Genomic DNA, 24,556 nt, shown 5'->3' with positions numbered 1-24,556 from the left:
GTCGATAGCAATTACGTTAGATTCAGCCATGTATGGACTCCTTTTAGAGGTTGTTTGGCGATAACCAAAATACTCCTCCGGGGGTGGAGGAGTCCATACATCGCGAAAGTCGGGATCTCCCTGGGCTACCGCCTTAGTGAGCAAATGCTACCCTAGTCAGTCATAGTGGGAGTACGCGGCCTGCGCCGCGATGACTTAAAAAGAGCCGCGACGGCACCTCCCTCCCCTGTCACCCCGGCAAAGGCCGGGGTCTCCCTCGTGTTTTACAAGCATAAAAAAAGCGCACCGGAGGTGCGCTTTTTTTCAAATCATGCTGCTATTAGCTGCGTTGACGCTTCATGGCATCAAAGAATTCATCGTTGGTCTTGGTCATGGACAGCTTGTTAATCAAGAATTCCATGGCGTCCACTTCTGACATTTCATGCACAATCTTGCGCAGGATCCACATCTTTTGCAGTTCGTCCTGGCTGGTCAGCAATTCTTCACGACGGGTGCCCGAGCGGTTGAAGTCGATGGCCGGGAAGACCCGCTTTTCAGCAATCTTACGATGCAGATGCAGTTCCATGTTACCGGTACCTTTAAATTCTTCGTAGATGACTTCGTCCATCTTCGAGCCGGTATCAATCAGCGCCGTAGCGATGATGGTCAGGCTGCCGCCTTCTTCCACGTTACGCGCAGCACCAAAGAAGCGCTTGGGCTTATGTAGCGCATTGGCATCCACACCACCGGTCAATACCTTACCCGAGGAAGGGATCACGGTGTTATAGGCACGTGCCAAACGGGTGATTGAGTCCAGCAGAATGACCACGTCTTTTTTGTGCTCAACCAGGCGCTTGGCTTTTTCGATCACCATTTCAGCGACCTGCACGTGACGGCTGGCTGGTTCGTCGAAGGTTGAAGCAACCACTTCACCCTGTACCAGACGGTGCATTTCGGTAACTTCTTCCGGACGTTCGTCAATCAGCAACACCATTAGTTCACATTCCGGCTGGTTGGCCGCAATAGACTGGGCGATGTTCTGTAACAATAAGGTTTTACCGGCTTTGGGCGGCGCCACAATCAGACCACGCTGGCCTTTACCGATAGGCGAAGCCAAATCCAGTACCCGTGCAGTGATGTCCTCGGTTGAGCCATTACCACGTTCCATACGCAGGCGCGATGCCGCGTGCAGTGGCGTCAGGTTTTCAAACAGGATTTTATTACGGGAATTTTCAGGCTTGTCGAAGTTAACTTCGCGGATTTTTAGCAGGGCAAAATAACGTTCACTGTCTTTAGGTGGGCGAATTTTGCCGGCGATGGTATCGCCTGTGCGTAAGTTGAAGCGACGAATTTGGCTGGGTGAAACATAGATGTCATCCGGGCCGGCCAAATACGAGGAGTCTGCTGAACGAAGAAAGCCAAACCCATCTTGCAGAATTTCCAGAACCCCGTCACCGAAGATATCTTCACCGCTTTTGGCGTGGGTTTTTAAAATGGAAAAGATGATGTCTTGCTTTCTGGCTCGCGCCATATTTTCCAGGCCCATTTCTTCGGCCAGGTTAACCAATTCGCTGATTGGTTTGTTCTTTAATTCAGTTAAATTCATACTGGTGGGTCTTTATGCTTGTGTGCTTGGACTTCGCTTACAGACTACTCGGTCACTTAAACATTAATGAGAAAAGGTTATGTATACCCGGAATATGGGCTAGCAGAACGCTGCTCAGATGAGAGCTATAAAAACGTTAGCACCATAATAAGTACTCGTCCAGCGTTTTACCTGCGAATTGGAAAAAAAGATCGATTTTTAATGCTTGGCAAAGATCTGATTTTTCAGCACCACTTGTGCCGTGGATGTGGTCAATAATAGTACACCGTCTTACCCTTTGAACAGGATTAATTACGGTTATCCGGGCATTTTTGCAATGGTAGGACCTGCTGGATAAAACTGCCTGGTTCAGCGTGGTAAATTACCAATAAAAAACGGCACCCGAAGGTGCCGCTTTTTTAAATTCTTTAACTCTCTTACAGATTTTCGTTCAAGAATTCGGTCAGCTGAGCTTTAGAAAGCGCACCCACTTTGGTCGCTGCTACGTTGCCGCCTTTGAATAATAACAGGGTAGGAATGCCGCGGATACCATATTTAGGCGGCGTTTCATTATTTTCATCGACATTCAACTTACCAACTGTTAACTTGCCTTCAAACTCGGAAGCAACTTCTTCCAAGATCGGTGCGATCATCTTACAAGGGCCGCACCACTCAGCCCAGAAGTCTACCAGCACAGGACCGTCAGCATTGATTACGTCTGCTTCAAACTTGTCGTCAGTTAACTGGATAATTTTGTCGCTCATTCTGTTCTCCATCGATTGGTCAGTCGCTGATTTGTTCAGCCACACCATAAGTGTTATAAGAAACTGTCTTTTTTAATGCAAGCACTGATAAGCTATAAGCTATGCAAACAACTCATTTAACCGAAACCAATTTTTCCGATTTGCCTATCAATGACAAGGTACTTTCGGCACTTCAATCAGCAAATTTCACCCATTGTACACCGATTCAGGCCTTAGCCTTACCGCCCTTATTAGAAGGGCTGGATGTTGCTGGCCAGGCCCAGACCGGTACCGGTAAGACCATCGCTTTCCTAGTGGCTACATTTGATTACCTGCTAGGTAAAGCTGACCAGCCCAAAACCGGTGCACATGGTCCTAAAGCTATCATTATGGCGCCTACCCGTGAACTGGCAGTGCAAATTTATAATGATGCCAAGCCACTTAGCGAGCACACCGGATTATCGCTTGGGTTGATATATGGGGGTGAAGGATACCAAAGTCAACGCGAAGTGCTAGAGCAAGGTGTAGATATTATTATCGGCACCACCGGGCGGATCCTCGATTACTATAAACAAAATGTGTTTAGCCTGGATAATATTCAGGTGGCCGTCTTAGATGAAGCCGATCGCATGTTCGATTTGGGCTTTATCAAAGATATTCGCTTTTTGTTCCGGCGCATGCCGCCTGCCACTGAGCGTCTGAGCATGTTATTTTCCGCCACCCTGAGCTACCGGGTGCAGGAACTGGCTTACGAGCACATGAACAACCCCACCCACGTACAGGTGGAGCCGGAAACCAAAACCGCCAAACGGGTTAGCGAAGAACTGTTTTACCCGTCAGACGATGACAAGATGCGCTTGCTGCTGACGCTAATGGAAGAAGAATGGCCAGAGCGGGCGATTGTGTTTGCCAATACCAAACATGCCTGCGAAAAGGTCAATGACTGGCTGGAAAATGACGGCCACCGGGTGGGTTTGTTGAGTGGCGATGTGCCGCAGAAAAAGCGCCTGAGCATCTTAAATGATTTCTCCAAAGGCCAGCTGGATATCCTGGTCGCCACCGATGTGGCCGCGCGTGGCTTGCACATTGATGCAGTATCGCATGTTTTCAACTATGATTTACCTGACGACGCCGAAGATTATGTGCATCGTATCGGGCGTACCGGCCGCGCCGGCAAAAGTGGCACCGCCATTAGCTTTGCCTGCGAGAAGTATGCGCTGAACCTACCCGCCATCGAGCAGTATATTCAGCATGCGATTCCGGTCACCGATTATGATCGTACAGCCCTGCTGGACGATGTCCGGCCGCCTCGCGCGCGTCAGCGTAAACGTACGCCCAATGCTCGCAATTCCAATCGACGCGGCCGGGGGCGCGGTAAACCTTCAGCCAAGAAAAATTAGCCTATGCAGCCAGAAATCCAGCACGATACCCTGACGCACAGCGAGCATTATGCAGCGGTGGATTTAGGGTCAAACAGTTTTCATATGGTCGTGGTCCATGTTGTTAATGGCAATGTGCACATCATCGGCAAGGTTAAACAAAAAGTCCGGCTGGCCGCCGGCTTAAATGAAAACATGGAGCTGGATGAAGTCAGCATGGAGCGCGGCTGGCAATGCCTGCAAACCTTTGCTGAACGGCTGCAGGATATCCCGGCCTCCAATGTGCGTATCGTGGCCACCGCCACGTTACGCCTGGCCACCAATGCGCAAACCTTTATTCGTCGGGCTGAAAGCATTTTGCAGCATAAGCTGGAAGTGATCAGCGGCGAAGAAGAAGCGCGCCAGATTTATCTCGGTGTGGCCTACACTTCGGCCAACCAGGGCAATTCACTGGTAATCGATATTGGCGGTGCCAGTACCGAAATCATTATTGGCAACGATATGCAGCCCATCCATCTGAAAAGTCTGGATATGGGTTGTGTGACCTTTATGGAGCGGTACTTTATGCACGGCAAAATCACCGCGGCCAATTTTGCTGCCGCCAAGGCGGCTGCCGGCAAACTGATTGATGAGGTCAGTGAAACCTTTTTGTGCTTTGACTGGCAAAACTGTCTGGGCGCTTCGGGCACCCCGCAGGCCATCACCGAAATCCTGGTGACCCAGCAAATCAGTGATGCTATCCGGCTGGATTATTTAAAAGATCTGGAACAACAGTGCATTGCATGCGGTTCAATTGAAGCGCTGGATATTGAAGGGCTGGAAGACTCGCGCAAACCCATCTTCCCCAGTGGCCTGGCGATCCTGATTTGCCTGTTCGAGCGGCTTAATATCAGCACCATGAACATCTCTGCGGGGGCGCTGCGCGAAGGGCTGATTTACGGCATGTTGGATAATTTGCAGGATAATGACCGGCGCAAGCAAACCCTTAATCACACCATCGAACGCTTTCACATTGAAAAAGCCCATGCCGATGCGGTGCGCGGGGTTGCGCTGAATCTGTGCCGTCAGTTATGTGCCCAGGCAGCAATTTGCCATCTGGATACCGAGGCAGTGTTAGGCGCGGCGGCCACCCTGCATGAAATCGGCTTGCATATCGAATACAAAAAGCACCACGAACATGGTGCCTATATCTTGTCGCATATTGACCTGCCCGGCTATACCCGCTTGCAGCGCGAAGCCATTCGTGATTTGGTGTTATCGCATCGCCTGGCGGTAAACCCGGCTTTGTTTGATAACTACCATCATGAAGTTAAACCCATGCTGCTGGCGCTGGTGCGCATCTTACGCCTGGCGACCGTGCTGTGTTTACGCCGCCACAATAAGCATATTCCAGAGGTTAACCTGAGCGTGGAAAATAATCGCTGGGTGCTGACCTTACCGGAAGGCTGGCTAGCCGGCCACCCGCTTATCAGTGCTGAGCTGGCCAATGAGCGCTGGCTGCAACACCGAGCCGGCTGGGAGCTGGACTGCCGCTAACCAGGCGGCTGCCGGGCCGCAACTCAACGGCGCTGCAACAGCCGCGCAGCCTGCGGCGCAAAATAAGTCAAAATGCCATCGGCTCCGGCCCGCTTAAAGGCCAGCAGGGATTCTAAGATAACACTGTCTGCCTCCAGCCAGCCATTAGCAAAGGCCGCCTGATGCATGGCATATTCACCACTGACCTGATAGGCAAAGGTGGGCACCTGTAATTCCTGTTTACAGCGGCGCACAATATCCAGGTACGGCATGCCGGGTTTGACCATCACCATATCCGCGCCTTCCTGCAAATCGAGCATGATTTCGTGGATAGCTTCATTCGAGTTGGCCGGATCCATCTGATAGGATTTTTTATTGCCGCCTTTGATATTGCCAGCCGAGCCGACCGCGTCACGAAATGGCCCGTAATACGCCGAGGCATATTTGGCCGAATAGGCCATGATACAGGTATTCACATGACCGGCCTGTTCCAGTGCCTGGCGGATCTGGCCGATACGCCCATCCATCATATCTGACGGCGCCACCATATCGGCACCGGCCTCAGCGTGAGATAAAGCCTGCTTCACCAGCACTTCGATGGTGTCATCGTTAAGCACATAGCCATTGTCGTCAATCAGCCCGTCCTGGCCGTGTGAGGTAAACGGGTCCAGCGCCACATCGGTCATCAGTACAATATCCGCAAAGCGTTGCTTAAACTGGCGTACTGCCTGTTGCACCAGCCCCTGAGGGTTAAAGGCTTCACTGGCGCAGACAGATTTCAACTCCGCCGGGGTCACCGGAAACGGCGCAAAGGTATGGATCCCCAGTGCCATCAGTTGCTCAATTTCGGTCAGCCACAAATCCACCGACTGGCGGAAAATGCCCGGCATGGAGGGTACGGCTTCACGCTGGCCCTCCCCCGGCAGAATAAAAATCGGATAAATCAGATCCCGCGGGGCTAAATGATGCTCGCACACCATATCGCGTAGGGCTGAGTGGGCACGAAGCCGGCGCATGCGGCGGGCCGGGTAGGTTGAATAGGTCATAGCTTTATCCTGTTAACTGAGCGCTGGCCACACGGTTGCGGCCAGCAGTTTTGGCGCGGTATAACAACGCATCAGCATGTTCAAACAGCGCTTGCTGGTCCGCATCCGCGGCGATCACCGCGGTGGCTACCCCGATACTAATGGTGATAGACAGTTGTTGCTCATTCACTGCCAGCGGCCTGTCCGCGAACGCCAGGCGCATCGTTTCGGCCACCAGCTCGGCGCCGGCCAAATCGGTATTGGGCAACAAGGCCACAAATTCTTCCCCCCCATACCGACACAGATCATCGGATGGCCGTCTCAAGGTGTGCTTAAGCCGCTCGGCCACCTGTTGTAGGCAACTGTCGCCGATGCTATGACCAAATTTATCATTGATGGTTTTGAAATGATCAATATCAATGATGGCCAACGATAACGGGGTTTGCTCACGCCGGCTGCGCCGGGATTCGGCCAAAAAGCGCTTATCAAAATGGCGCCGATTACGCACCCCGGTCAGCGAGTCCAGAGTGTTGATATTTTCCAACTCCTGATTGGCATCGGACAACTCGCGCAATGCGACCTCTAATTCTAACGTACGCTCTTCCACCTGGTATTCCAGCTCGGCCTGGTATTTTTGCTGCACATTGAACAACTCTTCGCGGGTCGCCAGCATATCTTTTTCCTGCTTTAGGGCCTGTTCACGGCTAGCCAGCATCTGCTCGCGATGATGACTGTAGTTGATGGCCAGCACCAGTGCCAACAGCAGTGTTTCAATACCGGCGCCCAGCATCAGTAAATAATTAAAGGAAATGGGTGAGCTGACCACCCCTAAATTATCCAGACTGGCGGTAAAGGCCCCCATTAGCAGGATAAACCAGGCAAAGGCATAATAGCGGGCGATGGGCAGCCCTTTTAGGGCAATCCAGATCCCCACACTTAAGGTGAACAGCACGGTAAAACTGACCATGACCAAAAAGACGCGGATCAAAAACCCATAAGGCAGCACAAAACTGACCAGCAAACTGATAAAAAACAAGCTGGCGAGGACTTTTAAGATCAGCGACAAGCGCGGGCTATACCGGGCCACGCTTAAGATACGGTCAGAAAACAGCACTGCGAACATGATGGTGGCATTGGCAAAAATAGCCACTGCGCGGCTTTGAAACCAGGTTTGCTCAGGCCAAAACAGAGCATAGCCGATGCCGTGCAGGGCAGCCACCAGCAACGCCAGTGAGATCACGTAGCCCGAATAGACAAAAAAGGTGGCGCTACGGTTGGTGATAAACAGAAAAAAATTGCTTACACCGATGGCAATGAGCACACCCAGGAACAAGCCCATCATCAAATTATTGCTGGCAGTGTAAGATAAAAAGGTATTTTTTTGCCACAGCCGCAACGGCAGCTTGATGGCCCCGGCACTTTGGACCCGGATGAGCACAGTGACTGGCTCGGTAGTAGAGGGCACTTCATAGGCCAGGGTAGGCAGCATCAGCGGGCGACTGGCGTAGGGGCTGTTGTCGCCGCCACGATAATGGATCAGGGGCTGGTCCTGCTCGCCCTGATAGATATGGATATCCACAAAGTCTAACAGCGGATAATTGATTTCCAGGATGCGGCTGACCGTCGCCGGCTTCAGCGTCAATGCAAACCAGTACGCTTCATCCTGCATGCCCAGGTTGACCGGGTTAGCACCTGCTGCCCAACGGCTTGCCGGCCACTGTCGCGCCTGCTGGGCGGTCACCGGCTCGGCCGATTCGCTGGCGTAACGCAACTCATCAATGGCAGCCGGCTGGCTACTGTATGGGGTCAACGCCTGATATAAAAAAATCAAAAAGGCGGCGATGAGCACAAACACACATAGCACCCAGCCATCATAATTACGCGGCGTGGTGAGGCGAGAAGTCGGTACAGCGTTCGGCATTACAAACCAAATAAGCGCTGGGTATTGGTTACAGTTTGTTGGCTCAATTCAGCCAACGGGCGCCCGGTCAAAGTGGCCACCTGCTCGGCCACCGCCGGTAGCAGCGCCGGTTCATTGTTACGCTGGCGCGGGCGCACCGTTTTGGGAAACAAATAGGGCGCATCGGTTTCTAGCACCAGGCGGTCAGCCGGGATATGCGGTACCGCTTGCTGCAGTTCGGCGCCGCGTTTGTCATCACACACCCAGCCAGTGATGCCAATATGCAAGCCCAGCGCCAGATATGCGTTTAGCTGCTCGGCAGTGCCGGTAAAGCAATGCGCCACGCCGCCATGTAACGTGGTGGCAGACAGGCAGGCTTGCTGCTGTTCAAAAGCATCACGCTCGTGCAGATAGACTGGTAACTGTAAGCGCGCGGCAATGGCTAACTGCGCTTCAAACACCGCTTGCTGCACCGGGCGAGGCGAAAAATCACGGTTAAAATCCAGTCCGCATTCGCCGATGGCCACCACGCCGGGCTGGGTGGCTGCGGCTTCCAGATCGGATAAGTCTTGCTCGCTCACCAGCCGCGCATTGTGCGGGTGGACCCCCACGGTGTAGCACACTGTCTCCGGATATTGCGCGTACAACTCAGCGGCTGCCGCCCATTCGTCTGGTTCTGTAGTGATCACACACAAGCGGGTCACCTGCGCAGCGTGGGCACGCTCGATCACCGCGGCAGCATCAAAGCGCCGGTCCAGCAAATTAACCCCGGCATCAAACCACTGCATCTATTTGATCCGCTCCACTTTGATGCGTCGGTTGACCCCTTCGCGGCCTAAGTAAAAGACCCCTAACACACCCCGTTCAATCGTGACCGCATCGTCGGCGCGAACCCGAAAATAGCCGTCATCGGTCTGCCGCCAAACCATCTCGTTATCCAGAGTCAGGGTCAGCTTACCGCGGCGATTTTTTTCTACCTTGGTCACAGTGGCGCTTAGGCGATCAGCCAGTTGCTGGCGTTGCTGTTGCTCCATACCAAAATCGGCGGTGGGCTGCACCGGTTGTTCTGGCTGCGCAGCTTGTGCTGAAGCGGTATTCGCAACAGGTTCAGCAGCCTTTTCGGGCGCATCGTGAGTCGGTGCGGGAGGCGCTTTAGCTGTGGTGGTTTTGCTTGAACTGGTGGTGCTGTCTGCCACATCGTCAAAGCAGGCCAAACGCTGAGTATCATCTGCCAGACCCCGGCATTCCTGTAATTTTTGCACCAGCCCCGGGTGGGCGGTGGCCTGGCATGCCCAGATGGCCAGCATCCCGGCCAGTAAAAAGATTCGCATAGCTGCTCCTGTTGTTAGTTTGGGTTATTTATGTTTGGTAGCAGAAGATGGCTCAGTCTGGCTGTCATTTTGTGACGGGCGGGCGTAAATCGCGCCTATCAACACCCCAACTTCAAACAACAGCCACATGGGGACCGCCAGCAAAGTTTGTGAAATCACATCCGGCGGGGTTAGCAACATGCCAATCACAAACACCCCGACAATCACAAAGGGCCGTTTGGCACGCAGTGACGCTGCATCGGTCACACCGGTCCAGCACAACAAAATGATGGCGATGGGAATTTCAAACGAGATACCGAAGGCAAAAAATAATTTCAGCACAAAATCCAGATAGGCCGAGATGTCGGTACTCACTGTCACCCCGGCGGGCGCCACACTGGTAAAAAAGGCAAAGGCGAGCGGAAACACCACAAAATAGGCAAACGCAATGCCGGCGTAAAACAGCAGGGTGCTGGAGACCAACAGTGGCATCACCAGCTTTTTTTCATTTTTGTACAAGCCGGGAGCAACAAATGCCCAGACCTGATAGAGCACATACGGAATGGCAATAAAAAATGACAATACCAGGGTGAGCTTAAACGGGGCAAAAAATGGCGAGGCCACATCGGTGGCGATCATTGACGAATTCGCTGGCAGTACCTGCATCAACGGCCGGGCCAGATACTGGTACAAGTCTTCAGCAAAATACACCAGGCACAAGAACACCACTAGTACGCTGACCAGAGCACGTAAAATGCGGTTACGCAGCTCCACCAGGTGCGAAATCAGGTTTGAGGTATCTGTCATGGGTCTTTCTTATAGGGCTTTTGCACTGACTCAGCGGCCTGCTTGAGCTCGTCGACACTTTTTTGCACTTCAGGGGAGATTTGCTCACGGCCCTGCTGTTCGGCTTTTTTTAGGTTTTCATGTAACTCATGCACCCGTAACTGGTGCTCCATTTCATGTTTAAAGCCGGTGGCCGCATTGCGGATCCCTCGGATGGTGTTCAGCGTACTGCGAATGGCACCAGGCAAGCGCTCAGGCCCCAGCACCAAAAGCGCCAGCACACCAATGACCAGCAATTCCCAAAAGCCGATATCAAACATCAGGATTTTTCTTTTGTTTTACTCTGACTGGTACTTGGCGCGGCGTCTTTTTTTTGTTCTACCGATTTTTTGCTGTCGAAATCGGCATCTTTTTGCTCATCGTCATCGACCGCTTTTTTAAATCCCTTGATGGCACCGCCCAGATCCGAGCCAATACTTTTGAGCCGCTTGGTGCCAAACAGTAACACCACAATCACCAGGATTATCAGCAGCTGCCACATACTAATGCCCATACATCTCTCCTCACAATAAGTCACTACAGTATGCCATTGCCGTGCCCAGCTTTCACCACATCTTTTCGCTTCTAGCTAAAGCACTTATGGCCACAGCTATAGCGCTTTACTGGCAAGGGCCCGCGTGTGTTTGCCAAGGTCTTTAAAGCTATCTAAACCCTGCTCTACAACTTTTTCATGACAGCTGGACCGATCTATTTGACTTAACCACCATATAACTTAATGCTTAGGTAGAAGGATATGCAGTAAAGGCAAGGTATGGCGTGTTTGGCGATCTTGGTATGTAGTGCAATGATGTTACCCGGAACTCCCGCGGCAGAGGCTGCGGTGGCCAGCTATCATGCCGATGTTGCATTAGCGCCGGCTCAGGAGCCGAGCTGGATGGACTCCTGGCAACAAAATCTGACCGAGTCGATGAATTATACCGTGCAGCAGATCGACAGTTTTTTTGCCATGAAAGGCACCGACGATCATAAATATGCGCGGGCCGAAGGCCGCATCAGCCTGGGCTGGGAGCCACGTACCCGCGATATGGACGAATTTGATGTGCGCTTTAATATCCGGGTGAAGCTGCCGGCATTGGAAAACCGGGTGGATTTATTGTTTAGCGATGATGCCGACACCCAGCAACAAAAAGCGTCGATCAAAGCAGCCCGTCAGCCGATTGAAAACCGCCGGCGCAATACCACCATTGCCCTGCAATACCAGGCCAGCGACGATGCTAAAATGAGCTACCGAATTGGTACAGGGCGGCGCGCCCAGGTGTATGCTCAAGCGCGGTTTAGCGATATGGCTGCTTTTTCAGACCAACTGGCGTTGTTTTACGATGCCGAAGCCTACGCCTACACCCGTGACCAGTTGGGCGGCGAGTTAGGGGCGACCATTCAGTATATCAGCGACCACCAGCATGTGTTTCGCTTTAACAACCGCTATTATTATCGCGACCGCTCGGAAGACTGGGTATGGCAGCACGAAGGCCAGTATTTACAGCCGGTGGACGATCAAACCGCCATCATCTACACCCTGTTTACTGAAGGCGGTTCGCGCCCGGACTACCGCCTCAACGAAATTTACACCAGCGCCCGTTACCGCACCAACCCTACCCGGGAGTGGCTGTTTTACGAGATTGAACCCTTTGTGTTGTTCTTACGGGATGAAGACTTCAAGCCCTCGTTCGGGGTTGCGCTGCGCATCGAAGCCTATTACGGTTCCTAAGGGCGCAGCGCCCGCTCTCCGCGTGCCAGGCCGCACACACCGGTGCGCGATGATTCAATGATTTCAGCACACTGTGCCAGGGTACTGGAAAAGGCATCGAGCTTATCGGTGGTACCGGTGATCTCAATGGTGTAGTTGAGCGCATTCACATCCACAATGCGGGCGCGGAAGATGTCGGCATTGCGTTTGACTTCCGCGCGCATGGTTTCGGTGCGAGTGGCCACCTTGATCAGCATCAGCTCCCGTTCGATGTGCGCATTTTCGGTCAGATCCACCACTTTGAGCACATCGATTAATTTGTTCACCTGCTTGGTAATTTGTTCAATCACTTTGTCATCACCATGGGTGGTGATGGTCAGACGCGAGAGTGAAGGATCGTCTGTGGGCGCCACGCACAAAGAATCCACATTGTAGCCGCGCTGGGAAAAGACGCCCACGATCCGCGATAATGCCCCCGGGGCATTTTCCATTAATACTGAAATGATTCGCTTCATCAGGTTCGCTCCGTCTTGCTCAGGCGCATGTCGTCCATCGCCCCGGCTTTGATCTGCATCGGGTAGACATGCTCATTCTGGTCAACTGAGATATCCATAAACACCAGGCGGTCGGTGTAGCTAAAACACCGGGCCATGGCTTCGTCCAGTTCATCGGGGTGGGACACCCGGATCCCCACATGGCCGTAGGCCTCGGCCAGTTTGACAAAGTCGGGCATGGATTCCATGTACGAATGCGAGTGACGGCCTTTATATATCATGTCCTGCCACTGGCGCACCATGCCCAGCGCACGGTTATTCAGCGAGATGATCTTAATCGGCAGGTTGTATTGCAAACAGGTGGACAGTTCCTGGATATTCATCTGGATGCTGCCATCACCGGTGACGACCACTGACATCGCATCCGGGTGGGCAAACTGCACCCCCATGGCTGCGGGCAGGCCAAAGCCCATGGTGCCCAGACCGCCCGAATTGATCCACTGGCGGGGGCGCTTGTACGGATAATACAAGGCAGCAAACATCTGATGCTGGCCCACATCAGAGCTGATAAACGCCTCTCCCTGGGTGTGTTGGTACAACGACTGGATCACCGCCTGCGGCTTGATGGTATCGGGCTCACGGGTAAAATTCAGGCACTGCTGAGCGCGCCACTGATTGATTTGCTCCCACCATTCTGACAGCCGGGTGGCCTGCTCACTGAGATCCTGTTTGTCCAGATACGTTAAAAACTGTTGGGTGACTTCATCCACACTGCCCACCACCGGAATATGGGCATTGACGGTTTTGGAAATAGACGCCGGGTCGATATCCACATGCACAATTTCGGCATGCGGGCAAAATTTGTCGACATTGTTGGTAACCCGATCATCAAAGCGCGCGCCCAGTGCCACAATGCAATCAGCATTGTGCATGGCTTTATTGGCTTCCAGGGTGCCGTGCATGCCCAACATCCCCACAAACTGCTCGTGGGTGCCGGAGATGGCGCCTAAGCCCATTAACGTGCAGGTTACCGGCGCGCCTACCAGCTCAGCCAGTTCGGTCACCGCGGCCGAGGCACCACAGGCAATCGCCCCACCGCCCACATACAATACCGGCCGTTTGGCCTTGAGCAGACTGGCCATGGCCTTTTTGATTTGTAAGCCATGCCCTTTGCGGGTGGGGTTATAAGAGCGCAGGCTCACATCTTCGGGAAAATGGTAGGGATGCTGCTCCTGGACATTCACGATATCTTTGGGCAAATCCACCACCACCGGGCCAGGCCGGCCGGTATTGGCGATGTAGTACGCCTTAGCAATGGCAATGGGAATATCTTCGGCGCGTTTGACCAAAAAGCTGTGTTTGACCACCGGGCGTGAGCAGCCCACCATATCGGTTTCCTGAAAGGCATCTTCGCCGATATGCTTGGACGGCACCTGGCCAGACAACACCACCATGGGGATTGAGTCCATATAGGCGGTCGCAATGCCGGTGATGGTATTGGTGGCACCGGGGCCGGATGTGACCAGAACTGTGCCGGTTTGCCCGGTAGAGCGCGCATAGCCATCGGCCATATGGGCAGCCGCCTGTTCATGGCGCACCAACACATGTTTCACCGCCTCCTGAGCAAATAGCGCATCATAAATATCCAATACCGCGCCACCGGGATAACCGAATACATGGGTCACGCCCACATCTTTTAATGCTTCCACCACCATTGCGGCGCCCGACATCATTTTCACTGTCGTCTCTCCTGTTGGTTACCTGGAGCAATTTTGCTCAGCACATAGCCGGACTATAGCGAACAGGGCTGCAAGATAAAACAGTAAAAAACAAAAAAGGCGAGATAATTATCCCTATATAGACAATAAATAGGATGAATCATTTGGCAGCATGCATAAATACGCCACCAAAGAGGATCAACTTTACATTTTATTTACAATATCATCGTCGGCCAGCGGCAGATCATCATTGTCTTCGTCCAGTGAGTCTGCGGCATCAGCGATAGCGGCATCGCCCCCCTTGCAGCCATAAATACTGCCGGTTTTGGGCCGGTTGATACGGGTTTGATATTTGTACCAGACTTTTTCCACCGCTGACTCAGCGTGTCGCTTGCCCATAGCCACATCAATATAGCCTTGCTCTTGCGGTGATTCGGGCAGCAACTGGCCGTCGAGCAGCGCTGCGATCAGGCTGCCATGCTGGCTCAATAACTGGCTTTCACGAATGGAAAAGTCGCCCGAGCGGGCAAAGCCGTACGGATAATGGCGCCGGTCGGCAAATTGCCGGCGGGTCAGTGCATCACGGGTCAGTTTTGTCATCACGTCACTCCACACTCAAGCAGCGTTGTACCGCTGCGATCCTGCGCACAAACCAGTTGTTTGTTTATGCAACCCTGTTGGTTTTAGTCACGATCGCAGAGTCTGTCAATTAGACAAATTACTTTGCTGGCAGTGGTAGGAGGTCGCGGCTTTCGCTACGATGATACTTTTGGTTAGTCACCCCGGCGCAGGCCGGGGCCTCCTTGAGCCGGTGACGAGGCTTGTACATTAGACTGATGCGGGAATAGCAGGAGGTCGTGGCGTTCGCCACGATGATATTTTTAGTTAGTCACCCCGGCGCAGGCCGGGGTCTCCTTGGTACAGCGCGACGCTTTAAACATCGACGACAATGCAGGGAGATCGCGGCTTTCACCGCGAGGCCGAATAAAGGGCGCTACTTTCTTTTTTCACTCACCCAGATGGTGATGGTGCCTTCTACGACTACGGTGCCGGCCGAGTCATAAGCTTTGACCGATACCGGCAAATCACCTGGCTGCCAGGCCCCTCGCGGCACTTCAGCTACACACCGGATATCTGTATCGGCTTTGGCTGGATAGGTCACCTGCATGCCTTTGGGGATCCAGCGCAAATGTTTGGGAATGGAGGCTTCGCACATAAAGCCCATGGCCATTTCCAGGCCATTGCAAATTGCGATGACATGCACCGTGCCAATATGGTTTTGAGTCAGCTTGCGTTTTTTAAAGGTGACTTCACAAAGGCCTGGGCGCAACTCGGTAATAAGCGGAGAGATGGTAGAAAAGTATGGTGCGCGGCGCGCTGAATTCCAGCTAAACAACTTCCTGCCCAGTGGCAGCTTCAAAAATTTGGCGTAGATTTTAAGTAAATAATTATCGGTCATATTTAGCGTTATCGTTTTTGTTGTAGGAATGCCGCAACAGGTATTTTTTATACCTTTTTCACCATACTTTTGTTATAGCGAGTTCTGCAGCGCTCAGAGCTAGCATCTGGTAAGACCAGATAACATAAACTGCCTCTGAACAAAACGCAAGGCGGGCGCCCCCGGCTCAGGTGCGCGCCGGCTCGTCGCCCTCTTCCACCACCAGCAACTGTTCCTGCGCCACGGTATCTTCGATACGCGGGTCCAGGGTGGCTGCCAGGGGCGAGGTGGTGACATCAGACGCACTTACCACATAATCGGAATGGGCCGGCCGCTCGGCTTTTTGACGTACATCGATAAAGGCCAACAGCATAAACATCAATAGCGCCAGCGCGGCGATGGCGCCGTACAGGGCGGTATGTCCAAACAGGGTCATAGCCTGGGCCAGCAAGGTGGAGCCGAGTCCGGCCCCCCCGGCAAACGCCACCAGCAATGCGGCGGACACCCCTACCCGGTCTTCATCGCCAATCCGTGAATTGGCCAGCGCAGAAGCCAGTGGGTACAGGGTGAACGCCACCAGCCCGAAGCCAAAACTGACCAGCATGATTTGCCCGTGGCTCAGAGGCGCCACAAACAAAATACTGGCAACAACAGTGAGGATCACAGCATTGATGCGCAGCAGCACACTGCGGCGGATTTTGTCAGACAGGATCCCCATAGGCCACTGGGCCAGCAGGCCGGCAAAAATGGTCACCGACATAAACCAGGCGATGCCTTGAGCATCAAACCCGGCCTGGCTGGCAAAGGTAGGGGCCAGGCCGTAAAAACTGCCGTTGATGAGCCCGGCAAAGCCCACTGCGGTCAGTGACTGCGGGACCAGTCGTACATAACTGAAAAAGCTCACCGTGAGGGGTTTGAGCGGTTTGGGGTGAATACGCCGGGTCAGCGCGATGGGGATGATGCCTATCGCTACCGCGATACACACCAAGAACAGCGGGGCATACCCTAATTCAGGAAATTGAGCCAGGGCCAGCTGGCCAAGCACCGTCCCCAGGTACGAGGTGATCATATACAGCGAAAACACCCGCCCGCGCTGTTCATGGTTGGCCTGCTCGTTGAGCCAGCTTTCCAGCACCATAAAATTACACATCATACCGATGCCAACAATGACTCTTAGCAGCAACCATATGCTTAGATTATCGGTGATGCCATGCATGGCCACACAGGCGGTCACCGCCGCGGTACAGGCAGCAAACGAGCGAATGTGCCCAACAGATTTGATCAGGTAATACCCCACCTTGGCACCGCACAACAGGCCGACGTAATAAAAGGTGGTCAACAAACCAATCCAGGCTGTTGAAACAGCTTGCTGGCCTAAATACAGGGCAAGATAGGTGGTTAATAACCCACTGCCACAGACCAAAAATAAGTTTGTCAGATACAATGAAAAAAAGCCGCGCACAACTACCCCGTTGCCATACCCTGTGTTTCGCTAGCGTAAAACACAACCGCGCAGGCTGCCAGCATTGAGCGGCTATTGTGTGGCAATTCGCCCCCAGCCACGGCCAGCAATGGATTGAATAGCAGGCAACAAGCTGCATTTCAGCCAACCACGTTGTCGCGACAGGTCGCGAAATGATTTAGTTCGTAATGCTTAAGGATTTTTATTAAGAAAATTTGGAGCGGGAAACGAGATGCGTAACTGGCAACCACGTTGTCGCGACGGGTCGCGAAATGATTTAGTTCGTAATGCTTAAGGATTTTTATTAAGAAAATTTGGAGCGGGAAACGAGATTCGAACTCGCGACCCCAACCTTGGCAAGGTTGTGCTCTACCACTGAGCTATTCCCGCGCACAATAAAACCAGACGGTTTTGTATAGAGATGACATGAATTGGAGCGGGAAACGAGATTCGAACTCGCGACCCCAACCTTGGCAAGGTTGTGCTCTACCACTGAGCTATTCCCGCACTGCATTCAAGCGTCTTACGAAATGGGTGTCTCGTAAAAGTGGGGCGCATTGTACAAAAATTCTGACGATGCGCAATACCTAATTTGCAGTTTTTCCATTTTTTGTGTTTGAACGTCTAAATACTAAACACTTTTTCCCGATAGAACTGTAATTCGGCGATAGATTCGCGAATATCGTCCAGTGCCAGATGTACGCCTTTTTTGGTGAAACCGTCCAGCGCCTCAGGCTTCCAGCGCCGGGCCAGCTCTTTGATGGTCGACACATCGATGCTGCGATAGTGAAAATACGCTTCCAGTTCAGGCATGTATTTAACCATGAAGCGGCGGTCCTGGCCGATGGTATTACCGCACAAGGGCGATTTGCCCTTGTCCACATAGTCGGCCAGAAAGGCCAGGGTCTGGCGCGCGGCTTCCTGTTCGTCCACCTGGCTTTGACGGCAGCGTGCAGTCAAACCACTTTCGCCGTGGGTTTTGGTGCACCAATCATCCATACCATCAAGCACCGCATCGGGTTGATGCACCGCAATTACCGGCCCTTCGGCCAGAATATTGAGTTGGGGATCGGTCACAATGGTGGCAATTTCGAGGACTTTGCAGGTTTCAGGGTCTAAACCCGTCATTTCCATATCAATCCAGACCAGGTTTAAATCATGCTTGCTCATTTTGGCGATCCTTTGGTTAATAGCATGGCACACAGGCCACACACGCGGTATGATTGCTGTAGTATACGCTAACTTATCATTGGAATCGTGGCGAAAAAACCAAAACTCACTCACCGTCAAAAGCGCCAGGTTGCCGCCAACCGGCAGCGCCGCCTGGATAAAAAACACCAGGCAGCCCAAACGGATACGGCGAATTTGCACACCGGCCAGGTGATCGGCCGCTTTGGCAAGCATGCCGATGTGGAAGATAGCGCCGGCACCGTCTCGCGTTGCCATATTCGGCGCACCATCGACTCGGTGGTGTGTGGGGATACGGTATTGTTTGAGCCCGGTGATGACAGTGATGAGGGCGTCAGCGGGGTAATTGAGCTGGTTAAAGATCGCCACTCGGTGCTCACCCGCCCGGATTTTTATGATGGGGTAAAACCCATTGCTGCCAATATCGACCAAATCATTATTGTCAGTGCGGTAATGCCGGCGCTGTCACTTAATATTATCGACCGCTACCTGGTGGCCTGTGAAGATATCGGCATTCGGCCGATTATCGTGCTAAACAAAGCCGAGTTGCTGGATGAGCCAACCCTGGAAGAGGTGAATGCGCAGTTGGAAGTGTACACGCAGCTGGGCTATCAGGTGTTGCTGACCAGCTGTAAAACCCAACAAGGCATTGATGCGATTAATGATTTGCTCAATGATAAAGTGAGCATTTTTGTTGGTCAGTCTGGGGTAGGCAAATCCAGTATCATCAATCAGGTATTACCGGATGCTGAAGAGCAAATCGGCGCCATTTCTGATACATCCGGGCTGGGCCAGCACACCACCACCGCCGCCAAATTGTTGCATCTGCCGGCCGGCGGCGATCTGATTGACTCACCCGGGGTGCGTGAATTTGGTTTATGGCACCTGCCTGAAGAGCGGGTCACCTGGGGCTTTGTAGAATTTCGTGAATTTCTGGGCGGCTGCAAGTTTCGCGACTGTAAGCACCTTAACGATCCGGGCTGTCTGATCCGCCAGGCGATGGAAGATGGCCACATCACCGCTACACGCTATGCCAGTTATCATAAAATTTTAACCTCCATGGCGGAAAATCGGCCCAGTCACAGCAATCCGTTTTAAGCCAATGTCGTTATGCCATCCAACACGGTCTCATAACCGTAAATTTCTTTTTCTCGGATAAAGATAAGGTACAATCGCCGGGTCAAAGAAAGGAGAGAAGGCTGTGTTGGACTGGTTTAAAGTCAATCTGCAATACATTTTACCCAAACATTTGTTGTCCCGCCTGGTGGGCAAACTGGCTGCGGCCCGCGCTGGTAAATTGACCACCGCGCTAATCAAACTGTTTATTCGCCACTACAAGGTGAATATGCAGGAAGCGCTGCATGAAGCGCCTGAACATTACCGCAGCTTCAATGAATTTTTTACCCGCCCGCTTAAACCCGAAGTGCGGCCACTGGAAGGTGACGAGCGCACCCTGGTGCACCCGGTAGATGGCGCAGTCAGCCAGTATGGGGATATTACTCAAGACAGTATTTTTCAGGCCAAAGGCCACGACTTTAGCCTGACTACCTTACTGGGCGGCAAGCCCGACATCGCCGCGCCGTTTAAAGGTGGCAAATTCGCCACTGTTTATCTGGCTCCGCGTGATTATCACCGGATTCACATGCCGGTGGAGGGCACCCTGACCGATATGCTGTATGTCCCTGGCGAGTTATTTTCGGTCAATCCGTTAACAGCACAAAATATTCCCGGACTTTTTGCCCGTAATGAGCGTGTGGTCGCCTTATTTGACACCCCAGTGGGCAAGATGGCCATGGTGCTGGTGGGTGCCACCATTGTGGCCAGTATTGAAACTGTGTGGGCCGGTACGGTGACCCCGCCGGCCGGAAAGACCGTGCAGCACTGGCAGTATCCCACTGAGGGCGAGCACAGTGTGCACCTTGAACGGGGCGAAGAGCTGGGCCGGTTTAAACTGGGCTCCACCATTGTGGCCTGTTTTGAACCCGGTGCTATCGACTTCATCGATTTGGCACCCGAGCAGATTACCCGGCTGGGTGAAGCCTTTGCCACTGATAAGCAACAATCTGCTGCGGTGTAGATGGACCCGGTTAAACGCAGCCTGATCACCTTGCATCTGACCGTGGTACTGCTGGGCGGTACCGCGTTATTTTCGCAGATCATCCCGTTATCTGCCAAAGATATCACCTTAGGCCGTTCGGTCTTTGCCTGTCTGGCGCTGTTTTTATTTATGTGGATGTCGGGCACCTCGTTTCGCCTCAAAAGCAAACGCGATTACAGCATTGCGGTGGCGCTGGGGATCCTGATGGCACTGCACTGGGTGACCTATTTTGCCGCCATGCAGTATGCCGGAGTCGCGGTGGGCATGATTGCGCTGTTTACCTTTCCGGTTATCACGGTGCTCATTGAGCCGTTTTTTGAACGCGCCCGCCTGCACTGGCAGGATCTGGTGAGTGCGCTGTTGGTGTTAGTTGGCATTGCGCTAATTGTGCCGGAGCGTAGTCTGGCCAATGATGTCACTCTAGGCGTGGTGGTCGGCATTGTTTCGGCGGTATTGTATTCACTGCGTAATCTGGTTCATCGTCAATATTTTTCTCATTATTCGGGCGCCAAAGCCATGGCCTGGCAAATTTTGCTGGTGTGTATCTGTGTGGCCCCACTGGCCTCTCCGGAGTTGGGCGACGCCTCCTGGCACAGCTGGGCGCTACTGCTGACCCTGGGCACCTTGTTTACCGCCCTGCCCCATGCACTGATTGCCGCCTGTCTGGCCCATCTGAAAGCCAAAACCTTTTCGCTGATTGCCTGTATGCAGCCATTTTACGGCGTGGTCATGGCAGTGCTATTGTTGGGTGAGCAACCCACCTGGCAAACCCTGGTGGGCGGCGTGTTGATTACTTCCGCCTCGATTTTTGAAACGGTCAAAACCCACCAACAGCACAAGGCAGCATAAGTATGTGGATTTTCGGGCATCGCGGGGCCAGCTGGCAAGCTCCAGAGAACACACTGGCCGCGTTTGAACTGGCCATGCAACAGCAGGCGTCCGGGGTGGAATTTGATACCTACCAGCATCCCGAAGCTATCCTGGTATTTCATGATCGCTGGTTATCCCGCACCACCAATGGCCAGGGTAAATTACTGGAGACGCCATTATCTGAATTGCGTCAGCTGGATGCCGGGCAGGGCCAGCAGATCCCGGTGCTCAATGAAGCGCTGGCCTGCTTACCGGCACATGCCTTGTGCAATATTGAAATCAAGCACCTGTATGATGCCCGCTTGTGGGCCTATCAGTTAGAAGCCGCCATGACCTACAGCGCTTTGAACTGGGACAATGTGATCATCTCCGCGTTTAATCACCGCTGGCTGCGCCAGATCAAACAATACTGTCCGCAGGTGCGCATCGGCGCGCTGGTGGCTTCTTATCCGGAAGATGATTTACATTTTGCTCAGCATCTGGCGGCCTATTCGGTACATGTGAGCCTGGATGTGGTAGATGAGCAATTTGTGCAGATGGCCCATCAACTGGGCCACAAGGTATTGGTGTTTACCGTGGATTATCCGCAGGATATGCAAATGCTGGCTGACTGGGGGGTGGATGGCATTTTTACCAACGTGCCGGAACTGGCTCGGCAGACCCTGATTACCGGCTAAAGTCTTATTTGGCTGTCTGGCTGCTTAGCTGCTCGTGATAAGCGGGTGATTTGCAGCACCGGCATTGCCGGCACAAACGCATATTCTTCATGTGCGCGACCACAATTAACAGCGCTCCGGCGGCAATGGTGAAGGGTTCAAACTGTTCACCGAACATGTTTTTATGCCAGTAGATCAACCCGCCAGCGGCCAGCATCACCACCGGATACAGCTGACTGTGATAGCGGATCGCCCCACTGATAAGCGCCACCGCGCCCACCACCATGGAAAAAATCAGAATGGTTCGCTCAAACCACAGCTGAGCAAAAAAGGTCGAGGAGACCAGTGGCAGCAGCGGGATCAGGATCGGCAGTGACAAACAATGAAACGCGCACAAGCCTGAGATCCAGATCCCCAGTTTGTCGAGTTTTGTCGGATTGTCAGTGGTAAGTGCCATATGGGTACGTCCGAACCTTAGTGAGCGAATACGTTATATTATAACATCGTCCCTGCAGAAGAAACCAGCAAAACACAATTTTAATCTTTCTTCACCACCTGCAAATACCCGGCCGGGCTGAAGCCATTCGCCTTGTTACGCGGGCTGACCGGCACCGGGTCATCGTAACTTGTGATGGTTTAGCGCGGCGCCTGTTCCTGAACCACAGCATGTGGAGTGGCAGGCTCAACAGGCTGTTCAGAAACCGGCAAAGCCTGGCTGGCCGGGATCAGTTCGACACCATAATCGGCAAAGCGCAGAGTTTGCAAAAATGCCAGGGTGTTTGGATGAGGATGGCCAATGCCAATCGCCAGGCCGGTGCGTTTGGCCTGATTTACCAGCCGCACAAACTGCAGCTGCAAATACGCCGGATGGCGCTGATTGTCCAAAAAAATATGCCGGCGCTGGCTGGGAATAGCCAGCTCGGTAGCCACCTGCTGGGCTACCGACGCACCGGTGGTACGGCTGTCAATAAAATACAAGTTATGGGCTTTGACCACGCTTAACACACTGTGCATCGCCTGGCGCTGCTGAGTCAGGGCGCTGCCCATATGATTATTCACGCCCACTGCCTCGGGTATCGCCGCCAGCGCTTGTGCGGTGGTGGCGGCCAGCACCGCCGGGGCCATGGCGCTGGTCAGTGCCCCCGGCCCTAGCCGCGCGCCAGATAACGATTCCATTGGCAGATGCAGCATCACCTCACGGCCCTGCCCGGCTGCTTCGCGGGCCAGCTGAGCACCTAATGGGGTGTGGGGCAACACTGAAAAGGTGATGCGCGGATCCAGTGCCAGGGCGACGCGATCGCTTTGCCGGTAGCCCAGATCATCAATAATGATCACGATGCGTGGAGTTGGTGGCGCCTCGGCACTGGCTGGCAGGCTCAGCGGTAAAAGCATTAGTGTCAGCATGGCATGGATAAGCACGCGCCTGGCCGGCCCCCTCACAATTTTAGCCATGCGGTGGGATTCAGAGCTTTGCCCTTGTGGCGGATTTCAAAATACAGATTAGGATTACTCTGGCCCCCACTTTGGCCCACCAGCGCGATAGTATCCCCCTGAGCGACCTTGTCACCGGCTTGTTTGAGCAGCGCCTGGTTATGCCCGTACACCGACATATAACCTTTGCCGTGGTCAACAATGGTGACCAGGCCAAACCCTTTGAGCCAGTTGGCATACAGCACCTGGCCGGCGGCGATGGCACTGACTGCACTGCCTTCGGAGGCTTCCACCACAATGCCTTTCCAGCGCACCTGACCCTGGCGACGGGCACCAAATAACCGGCGTACCTTACCGCTGGCCGGTGGCGGCAACGCGCCCTTGGCCTGCGCCAGTCCGTCCATGGCGAGCTTGGCCTGTTCTGCAGCCCGGCGGGCTTGTTCAATGGCTTCAATCAAGGCTTGTTCAGAAGCCTGTAATTCTTCGATGCGCGCGGCATCGGTGGCAATTTGTTGATTGAGCTGAGCCAGGGTCTGCTCACGATCTTGTTGCCGCGCCTGCAGTGCAGCCTGCTGATTGCGCTGGCGGGCTGCCAGTTGTTGCAGCTCTTTCGCTTTTTGGTCCAGTTGCGCGGTAACATCCTGCAACCGGGCGACATTGTCTTTAAACGTGGTGATTTCCTGCTGGCGGGCTTCGCTGATGTATTTGTAGTAGGTCAGCACGCGCTCAAAGGATTTGGCCTCCTGCTGATAAAACATCATCTTGGCATAATCATAATGGCCGGCCATAAAGGCGCTACGCAGCTGACTGGCCAGCATATCCTGCTGTGCCACGATGGCTTGTTTAAGGGTTTGCTGCTCGCGCTGTAATTCATCCTGACGCGCCTGGTTGGCGCTAAGGTCTTGCTGAGTGGTATTGAGCGCGCGGGCGGCCTCGCCGATTTCCCGTTCAGAGGCGGCCAGCACTGCTTGCAATTCCTCGGCGCTGGCCTGGCTTTCGCGCAGACTGGCCTGACGCTGCTTAAGCTTGGCTTGCAAGGCTTCGAGCTGTTGTTGTTCTTGTTGCTGGGCGTACGCCACACCTGTCACGCCCGCTGCGCCGGTGAATGCAGCCAGCATCAGCCACACAGTACACCAGCGTGCCATGGCCTCTCGCGTCAGTTTCATGCAATTGCTGTTAAATCTTTATTGTATCGAGTATTTCAGCAGGTTTTGGCGCCTTCAGCAAGCTGC

The 24,556-nt window shown here is 53.4% G+C and carries 25 protein-coding genes and 2 tRNA genes; 7 read left to right on the top strand and 20 right to left on the bottom strand.

Going from position 1 to position 24,556, the window contains the following annotated elements; genetic code table 11:
- Positions 1-319 precede the first annotated feature (319 nt).
- Together rho and trxA are read right to left on the bottom strand one after the other, a co-directional pair.
- Positions 320-1,585, bottom strand: coding sequence for a transcription termination factor Rho (gene rho / locus ACTUJZ_RS10740; protein ID WP_463636304.1), 1,266 nt, complete (start codon positions 1,583-1,585; stop codon positions 320-322).
- 416 nt (positions 1,586-2,001) lie between these two features.
- Complete coding sequence (gene trxA / locus ACTUJZ_RS10735; RefSeq protein ID WP_139757485.1) at positions 2,002-2,328, bottom strand: thioredoxin TrxA; 327 nt, start codon at positions 2,326-2,328, stop codon at positions 2,002-2,004.
- 101 nt (positions 2,329-2,429) lie between these two features.
- Here trxA and rhlB point away from each other — a divergent pair, with 101 nt between their 5' ends.
- Positions 2,430-3,707 carry an ATP-dependent RNA helicase RhlB gene (gene rhlB / locus ACTUJZ_RS10730; RefSeq protein WP_463636303.1) on the top strand — a complete coding sequence of 426 codons (1,278 nt, stop codon included), beginning with the start codon at positions 2,430-2,432 and terminating at the stop codon, positions 3,705-3,707.
- 3 nt (positions 3,708-3,710) lie between these two features.
- Complete coding sequence (locus ACTUJZ_RS10725; protein WP_463636302.1) at positions 3,711-5,222, top strand: Ppx/GppA phosphatase family protein; 1,512 nt, start codon at positions 3,711-3,713, stop codon at positions 5,220-5,222.
- 23 nt (positions 5,223-5,245) lie between these two features.
- Here the strand turns inward: ACTUJZ_RS10725 and hemB are convergent, their stop codons facing one another.
- From hemB to tatA, 7 genes are read right to left on the bottom strand one after another with little or no spacing between them, the layout of a single operon-like run.
- Entirely contained in the window at positions 5,246-6,247 is a 1,002-nt protein-coding gene (gene hemB, locus ACTUJZ_RS10720; protein WP_463636301.1) for a porphobilinogen synthase, read from the bottom strand.
- A gap of 4 nt (positions 6,248-6,251) precedes the next feature.
- On the bottom strand, positions 6,252-8,147 hold the full coding sequence (locus ACTUJZ_RS10715; RefSeq protein WP_463636300.1) for a sensor domain-containing diguanylate cyclase: 1,896 nt from the start codon (positions 8,145-8,147) through the stop codon (positions 6,252-6,254).
- Positions 8,147-8,914, bottom strand: coding sequence for a TatD family hydrolase (locus ACTUJZ_RS10710; protein WP_463636299.1), 768 nt, complete (start codon positions 8,912-8,914; stop codon positions 8,147-8,149). Before ACTUJZ_RS10710 ends, ACTUJZ_RS10715 begins: the two co-directional genes overlap by 1 nt.
- Positions 8,915-9,457, bottom strand: coding sequence for a hypothetical protein (locus ACTUJZ_RS10705; RefSeq protein ID WP_463636298.1), 543 nt, complete (start codon positions 9,455-9,457; stop codon positions 8,915-8,917).
- A gap of 24 nt (positions 9,458-9,481) precedes the next feature.
- Positions 9,482-10,243, bottom strand: a complete 762-nt coding sequence (gene tatC, locus ACTUJZ_RS10700) for a twin-arginine translocase subunit TatC (protein WP_463636297.1) — start codon at positions 10,241-10,243, stop codon at positions 9,482-9,484.
- Positions 10,240-10,542 (bottom strand): Sec-independent protein translocase protein TatB, encoded by a 303-nt coding sequence (tatB, locus tag ACTUJZ_RS10695; RefSeq protein WP_463636296.1) that lies wholly within the window; start codon positions 10,540-10,542, stop codon positions 10,240-10,242. Before tatB ends, tatC begins: the two co-directional genes overlap by 4 nt.
- Complete coding sequence (gene tatA, locus ACTUJZ_RS10690; protein WP_463636295.1) at positions 10,542-10,775, bottom strand: twin-arginine translocase TatA/TatE family subunit; 234 nt, start codon at positions 10,773-10,775, stop codon at positions 10,542-10,544. Before tatA ends, tatB begins: the two co-directional genes overlap by 1 nt.
- A gap of 291 nt (positions 10,776-11,066) precedes the next feature.
- Here tatA and ACTUJZ_RS10685 point away from each other — a divergent pair, with 291 nt between their 5' ends.
- Positions 11,067-11,990, top strand: a complete 924-nt coding sequence (locus ACTUJZ_RS10685; protein ID WP_463636294.1) for a hypothetical protein — start codon at positions 11,067-11,069, stop codon at positions 11,988-11,990.
- On the opposite strand, the gene ilvN is transcribed toward ACTUJZ_RS10685, so the two are convergent.
- The 8 genes from ilvN to orn form a co-directional block, all read right to left on the bottom strand.
- Positions 11,987-12,484 (bottom strand): acetolactate synthase small subunit, encoded by a 498-nt coding sequence (gene ilvN / locus ACTUJZ_RS10680; protein ID WP_463636293.1) that lies wholly within the window; start codon positions 12,482-12,484, stop codon positions 11,987-11,989. The two genes, ACTUJZ_RS10685 and ilvN, sit on opposite strands and share 4 nt — an antisense overlap.
- On the bottom strand, positions 12,484-14,202 hold the full coding sequence (locus ACTUJZ_RS10675) for an acetolactate synthase 3 large subunit (RefSeq protein WP_463636292.1): 1,719 nt from the start codon (positions 14,200-14,202) through the stop codon (positions 12,484-12,486). The genes ilvN and ACTUJZ_RS10675 overlap by 1 nt, the downstream gene beginning before the upstream one ends.
- A 183-nt stretch (positions 14,203-14,385) precedes the next feature.
- Positions 14,386-14,781 carry a MaoP family protein gene (locus ACTUJZ_RS10670; RefSeq protein WP_463636291.1) on the bottom strand — a complete coding sequence of 132 codons (396 nt, stop codon included), beginning with the start codon at positions 14,779-14,781 and terminating at the stop codon, positions 14,386-14,388.
- A gap of 394 nt (positions 14,782-15,175) precedes the next feature.
- Complete coding sequence (locus ACTUJZ_RS10665; protein WP_463636290.1) at positions 15,176-15,640, bottom strand: hotdog fold domain-containing protein; 465 nt, start codon at positions 15,638-15,640, stop codon at positions 15,176-15,178.
- A gap of 166 nt (positions 15,641-15,806) precedes the next feature.
- Positions 15,807-17,081, bottom strand: a complete 1,275-nt coding sequence (locus tag ACTUJZ_RS10660; RefSeq protein ID WP_463636289.1) for an MFS transporter — start codon at positions 17,079-17,081, stop codon at positions 15,807-15,809.
- Positions 17,082-17,396: 315 nt separating this feature from the next.
- Positions 17,397-17,471: transfer RNA gene (locus ACTUJZ_RS10655), tRNA-Gly, on the bottom strand.
- A gap of 42 nt (positions 17,472-17,513) precedes the next feature.
- Positions 17,514-17,588 (bottom strand) — tRNA-Gly (locus ACTUJZ_RS10650).
- Positions 17,589-17,705: 117 nt separating this feature from the next.
- Entirely contained in the window at positions 17,706-18,251 is a 546-nt protein-coding gene (orn, locus tag ACTUJZ_RS10645) for an oligoribonuclease (RefSeq protein WP_463636288.1), read from the bottom strand.
- A gap of 87 nt (positions 18,252-18,338) precedes the next feature.
- On the opposite strand from orn, the gene rsgA reads away from it, so the two are divergent.
- The 4 genes from rsgA (at position 18,339) to ACTUJZ_RS10625 (ending at position 21,914) form a co-directional block, all read left to right on the top strand.
- Positions 18,339-19,367 (top strand): small ribosomal subunit biogenesis GTPase RsgA, encoded by a 1,029-nt coding sequence (gene rsgA / locus ACTUJZ_RS10640; RefSeq protein WP_463636287.1) that lies wholly within the window; start codon positions 18,339-18,341, stop codon positions 19,365-19,367.
- Between the two features lie 103 nt (positions 19,368-19,470).
- Positions 19,471-20,346 carry an archaetidylserine decarboxylase gene (asd, locus tag ACTUJZ_RS10635; protein WP_463636286.1) on the top strand — a complete coding sequence of 292 codons (876 nt, stop codon included), beginning with the start codon at positions 19,471-19,473 and terminating at the stop codon, positions 20,344-20,346.
- Positions 20,347-21,216 carry a DMT family transporter gene (locus tag ACTUJZ_RS10630; RefSeq protein WP_463636285.1) on the top strand — a complete coding sequence of 290 codons (870 nt, stop codon included), beginning with the start codon at positions 20,347-20,349 and terminating at the stop codon, positions 21,214-21,216. It begins immediately after the preceding gene.
- A 2-nt stretch (positions 21,217-21,218) separates the two neighbouring features.
- Positions 21,219-21,914 carry a glycerophosphodiester phosphodiesterase gene (locus tag ACTUJZ_RS10625; RefSeq protein WP_463636284.1) on the top strand — a complete coding sequence of 232 codons (696 nt, stop codon included), beginning with the start codon at positions 21,219-21,221 and terminating at the stop codon, positions 21,912-21,914.
- 4 nt (positions 21,915-21,918) lie between these two features.
- Here the strand turns inward: ACTUJZ_RS10625 and ACTUJZ_RS10620 are convergent, their stop codons facing one another.
- The 3 genes from ACTUJZ_RS10620 to ACTUJZ_RS10610 form a co-directional block, all read right to left on the bottom strand.
- Positions 21,919-22,350 carry a MerC domain-containing protein gene (locus ACTUJZ_RS10620; protein ID WP_463636283.1) on the bottom strand — a complete coding sequence of 144 codons (432 nt, stop codon included), beginning with the start codon at positions 22,348-22,350 and terminating at the stop codon, positions 21,919-21,921.
- Between the two features lie 179 nt (positions 22,351-22,529).
- On the bottom strand, positions 22,530-23,285 hold the full coding sequence (locus ACTUJZ_RS10615) for a divergent polysaccharide deacetylase family protein (RefSeq protein WP_463636282.1): 756 nt from the start codon (positions 23,283-23,285) through the stop codon (positions 22,530-22,532).
- A gap of 44 nt (positions 23,286-23,329) precedes the next feature.
- Positions 23,330-24,490, bottom strand: coding sequence for a murein hydrolase activator EnvC family protein (locus ACTUJZ_RS10610; RefSeq protein ID WP_463636281.1), 1,161 nt, complete (start codon positions 24,488-24,490; stop codon positions 23,330-23,332).
- Positions 24,491-24,556 lie beyond the last annotated feature (66 nt).

The sequence above is a fragment of the Alteromonas sp. WD8-37 genome (assembly GCF_055326825.1).
Note: the sequence above shows the minus strand (reverse complement) of the source record. Positions and strands in the feature narration are given on the sequence as shown.